The following is a 5,142-nucleotide window of genomic DNA, read 5'->3' as shown; positions in this document are numbered from 1 at the left end:
GGTGAAGGCCCCGCAGGCGCGCGCGCTGGCGCCGCAGCTGGCGCTGGCCGGTGTCGGCGGCGCCACCCGCGTGGGCACCTCGCAGCTCACCCTGGGCACCGGCAAGCCGGAAGAAGACATGGCCCTGGACGGCATCGTCTACCCGAACGAAGCCTGGAACGTGCGCGGCGTGGCGGGCCTGCCGTCGGCGAGCACCACCGCACAGATCCTGCCGACCGCACGCGGCGCGGCCGGGCGCCTGTTCGCCTTCGGCTTCGACGCCTGGAAGATCAGCGCCTACCTGGACAAGGTCGCCAACGAGGGCGGCCTGGCCGGCGCCACCGGCACGCTGTTCCTGGACAGCAATGGCAACGTGCTGCGGGTTCCGGCCTGGTCGACCTTCAGCGGTGGCCGTCCGATGCCGGTGGCCAGCAGCAACTGAGCACGGTGCCCAGCGCACGTGCACAGCGGGGCGCCGCGGTGGAAACCGCCGCGCTTGGCCACCTGCGCAGCGCCGGGCTGAGCCCGCTCGCCCGCAACGTGCGTTACAAGGGCGGCGAGCTGGACCTGGTGATGCGCGATGGCGGCACCACGGTGTTCGTCGAGGTGCGCTACCGCGCCGATGCCCGCTACGGCGGCGGTGCGGCCTCGGTGGACCTGCGCAAGCGGCGCAAGCTGGTGCTGGCGGCACGCCTGTTCCTGTTGTCGCACCCGGAGCTGGCGCAGCAGCCGTGCCGGTTCGACGTGGTCGAAGCCAGTGGCGAACCGCCCCGGCTGAACTGGTTGCGCGATGCGTTCCGGCTGGAAGATTGCGGCTTTGTTTGATCATCTGGACGGCCGGCCAACGGCCGGCGCTACCGGGAACCTGTAATGACCATGACCTTGCCTGCCGCATTTTCAGCGACCCTGCTCAGCCTGCTGGGTGAGGACGGCTGGCGCACCGATCCCGCCGCGCTGGCCGCACATGCGCAGGACAATTCGTGGCGGCATGCATTGCCCGATGGCGTGGCCCTGCCGCGCGACCGTGACCAGGTGGTGCAGATCGTGCGCGCCTGCCGCGCGCATGGCGTGCCGGTGGTGGCACGGGGCGCGGGCACCGGCACCACCGGGGCGGCGGTACCGGTCAACGGCAGCATCGTGCTGTCGTTCGCGCGCATGAACCGCATCCTCGACATCCAGCCGGGCAACCGCTGCGCGGTGGTGGAGCCGGGCGTGCTCAACGGCGACCTGCAGCACGCGCTGGCCACACATGGCCTGTTCTGGGCACCGGATCCCTCCAGTGCCGACATCTGCAGCATCGGCGGCAACCTGGCCTGCAACGCCGGCGGCCCGCGCGCGGTGAAGTACGGCACCAGCCGCGACAACGTGCTCGGCCTGGTGGCGGTCACCGGCGCCGGCGAGCTGATCCAGTGCGGCGGCGCCTACACCAAGGACGCCACCGGCTATGACCTGACCCACCTGCTGGTCGGCAGCGAAGGCACGCTGGCGCTGATCGTGGAAGCCACGTTGAAGCTGACCCCACTGCCGGTGACCCAGGCCGGCCTGCGCGTGCTCTACCGCGATGCCGATGCGGCCGCCGCAGGCGTGTCGCGGCTGATGGCGCAGCCGGTGGTACCGACCCGGCTGGAGTTCATGGACGCACGCAGCCTGGAACTGCTGCGCCGCAATGGCGCGGAGGTTCCCGAGGCGGGCGCGATGCTGCTGGTGGAAGCCGACGGCGACCACGACACCCTGCCCTACCTGCTGCAGGCCCTGGCCTCGGCCGCCGAAGGCGACGGCATGCTGGCGCTGGACGTGGCGATGGAAGGCAGCGCGCGCGAGACGCTGTGGGCAGCGCGCAAGGCACTGTCGCCGGCGCTGCGCAGCATCGCACCGGGCAAGATCAACGAAGACGTGGTGGTACCGGTGTCACGCATCCCCGACCTGGTCGCCGGGGTGCAGGCGCTGGCGCAGCAGTACGCATTGACCATCGTCACCTTCGGCCACGCCGGCAACGGCAACCTGCACGTCAACATCCTCTACCACCCCGACGATGCCGACGAAAACGCACGCGCCCACGCCGCGCTGCCACGAATCTTCGCGCTGACCCTGTCCCTGGGCGGCACGCTGTCGGGCGAGCACGGGATCGGCCTGGCCAAGCGCGATTTCATGGCGCAGGCGTTTACCCCGGCCACCCTGGCCGCGATGCGCGCGATCAAGCACGCACTGGATCCTGACGGGATCCTCAATCCGGGCAAGGTATTGCCGCCGGTGTGATGCACGGCGCACGTGTGTGCGCCATACCCGACACTGCCACCGCCGCTTCCGGCGCGTAAACGGGCGGACCCCGCGTCCACCCGCAACGGCGGCGTGCGCGTTTGCAACTCTTTGCATGGGTCCCCTTGGTCGGGCTGCGCATTCTTGTCGCCCGTTGGACAACCGCCTTGATACTCGATCCCCGCATGACGAATCTCTCCTCCGGCGACGCGCGTCGCCGCATTCCCGCACTGCGTCCGCTCGTGGGTGGACTTGCCATGGCCATGGCCGGCCTGACCACCGCGCCGCTTGCGGCCGGCGAACTGGACAACGCCTTCCATGAGGTCGTGTACGGCGACGCCAGGGAACTCTGGACGTTGACCAATGGCGCGGAACTGCGTGTCAACGGCGCCAACGCCTACAGCATCGACGCCACGGGGGGCAGCCTGGTCATGCTGTTCAATGCGCGTGTGGAACGTGGCCCCTTCGATCATGCGACGGTTACGCTGCGCAGTGGCTCGGAGCTGCTGGCCAGTTACTCGCGCATCGATAACGCGGGTATCAAGGTGTGGGGCGACTCCCACGTGTCCCTGCAGTACAGCGCGCTGACCATTGGCGAAGATACCCCGGAGTCCGTCAATACAATCGGCATCGTCATGCTCAACCGCGATGATCGGGCGCGTGTCACGCTGGATGCCAGCACGATCCGCGTGGTGGACCGACCTGACCAGCCGCGTTACGGCATCGGCATCAGCCAGGGCGCAGGTCACGTCGCGATGGGCAACGGCTCGCACATCGACGCCGGCAACGTGGGCGTGATGCTGCACGACAACGCGGACGATGCCAGCCTGGTGGTGGACGCCTCTACGATCCAGTCCGGCCGCGGCGCCGCGATCGAGGTGCACAACGCGCAGCATACCTATGGCGTGCGCATCGCCAATGGTGCGCGGCTCACCGGCGGCGACGGCCACCTGCTGCGCGTGTACAACTCACCGGTCGAAACCCGGGCCGGCGGGCCGGAGGTGAATGTCGTGGTCGACAACGCCCGCCTGCAGGGCGACATCCGCCTGGAGGACAGCGCCGCCGGTGCGCGCATCGACCTGGTGCTGCAGAACGATGCACGCATCGAAGGCCGGTTTACCCAGGTGTCTTCCGTGCAGCTCGGCACCGGCAGCAGCTGGCTGCTCACCGGCGACAGCAGTGTCGGTCGCCTGCAGCTGGACAGCCGCGGCACATTGGCGCTGGGCAATGGCACGTACTTCAACACGCTGTCGGTCGACGAGTTCGTCGGCAACGGCGGCACCGTGTTCTTCAACACCGTGCTGGGCGATGACCACACCGCGACCGACCGGTTGCGCATCGCCGGCGACGCAACCGGCCAGGCCTGGGTGCGCGTGCTCAACGCAGGCGGTGCCGGTGCCAGGACCGACGAGGGCATCGAGCTCATCCATGTGGGCGGCACCTCCAGCGCCGTGTTCGATCTTGTCGGCCGTGCCGTCGGCGGCCAATACGATTATTTCCTGTTCAAGGGCGGCGACGGCAGCTGGTACCTGCGTTCGCAGGCGGCCGCGCCGGACCCGTGCGACGCAGATCCCAGCCTGCCGCAGTGCAACCCGGTTGATCCGGTTGATCCGGTCGATCCGGTCGATCCGATTGATCCAGTCGATCCGATTGATCCGATTGATCCGGTTGATCCGGTTGATCCAGTTGCTCCGGTTGATCCAGTTGATCCGGTTGATCCAGTTGATCCAGTTGATCCGGTTGATCCAGTCGATCCAGTCGATCCAGTCGATCCGGTCGATCCGGTTGATCCGGCAGATCCGGTCGAGCCGGCCGATCCAGTCGCGCCGCCGCCGGTCCTGCGCCCGGAAACCGGCGCCTACCTGGCCAATCAGTTCGCGCTGCACCACCTGCTGCGTCACGGCGCACGCGACCGCAACCCGACCGGCGCCGACACCAGCCGTAGCTGGGCGGCGGTGGACAGCCGCCACAGCCGCCTGCCCTCGGTCGCAGACCAGATCGAGCTGACCGTCGACCGGTCGCGACTGCAGCTGGGCACGGACATCGCCGCGTTTGCCGAGCACGGGCGGGTCGGCGTGATGCTCTCCGCCGCGCGCTCGCAGGCGCGCTCGCGCTCGTCCATCACCGGCTACAGCGCCCGCGGCACGGTGGTCGGCGGCGCGGTGGGTGCCTACGCCCAGTGGGACAACGAGTCGGTGTTCGTGGACGCCTCGGTGCAGCACGGCCGCTTCGCCAACCGCGTCGAGGGCGATGGGCTCGCCACCGAACGCTACGACGCCACCGTGCTGCAATCCTCGCTGGAAGCGGGCTACCGGATCCGCGTGGGCCAGCTGGGCCGCATGGCGCTGGGCCTGCAACCCGAACTTCAGCTGATCCATACCGATGCGTCCACCGACCTGCACCGCGAGGCCAACGGCACCCAGTTGCGCAGCCTGGGCAATGCCGGCCTGTCGGGACGACTCGGCCTGCGCCTGCAGGGCGAGGCGGTCGCGGGCGGCGTGCGCCAGGCACGGCCCTACCTGGCCGCCAACTGGTACCGCGAAGGCAGCCTTGGCGGCGTGGCGTTCGACGGTGAAGCGCTGGGCACCAGCACGCCGCGCGACCGCTACGCGCTCGATGCCGGCGCGCAGGCGGAATGGCGCAACGGCGTGTCCGCGTGGGGCGGCGTCGGCGTCATGCGCGGGGACGGCGGCTTCCGCGAACGCGGCGCGCGCCTGGGCCTTGCGTATCGCTGGTAGTCCGCGCTACAGCTCGGTGAAGTGCTCGTAGCCCTGCGGGCCCGGGGTGTCGCTGCCGGTGGTGACGCCCTGGCCCGCGACCACGTCGCCGATGCGGGTCAAGGGCAACGCCAGCCGCAGCGCGACCGCCTCGATGGCGGCGCGTTGCGTCGCCGCGGCGGTGAAACAG

At 69.6% G+C, this 5,142-nt stretch carries 4 protein-coding genes; all 4 read left to right on the top strand.

Features of this window, described 5'->3' with window-relative positions; genetic code table 11:
* Positions 1–421: penicillin-binding protein activator (locus RWO33_RS19045; protein ID WP_314106866.1), on the top strand; the 421-nt coding region annotated here is incomplete at its 5' end.
* Between the two features lie 5 nt (positions 422–426).
* On the top strand, positions 427–804 hold the full coding sequence (locus RWO33_RS19040) for a YraN family protein (protein WP_314106864.1): 378 nt from the start codon (positions 427–429) through the stop codon (positions 802–804).
* A 45-nt stretch (positions 805–849) separates the two neighbouring features.
* Positions 850–2,235, top strand: a complete 1,386-nt coding sequence (locus tag RWO33_RS19035) for an FAD-linked oxidase C-terminal domain-containing protein (RefSeq protein WP_314106862.1) — start codon at positions 850–852, stop codon at positions 2,233–2,235.
* Between the two features lie 185 nt (positions 2,236–2,420).
* Positions 2,421–4,973, top strand: a complete 2,553-nt coding sequence (locus RWO33_RS19030; protein ID WP_314106860.1) for an autotransporter outer membrane beta-barrel domain-containing protein — start codon at positions 2,421–2,423, stop codon at positions 4,971–4,973.
* Positions 4,974–5,142: the final 169 nt, after the last annotated feature.

The organism is uncultured Stenotrophomonas sp. (assembly GCF_963519925.1).
GTDB classification, from domain to species: domain Bacteria; phylum Pseudomonadota; class Gammaproteobacteria; order Xanthomonadales; family Xanthomonadaceae; genus Stenotrophomonas; species Stenotrophomonas maltophilia_AE.
The sequence above is the reverse complement of the archived record's forward strand: the minus strand, read 5'-3'. Positions and strand labels throughout refer to the sequence as shown.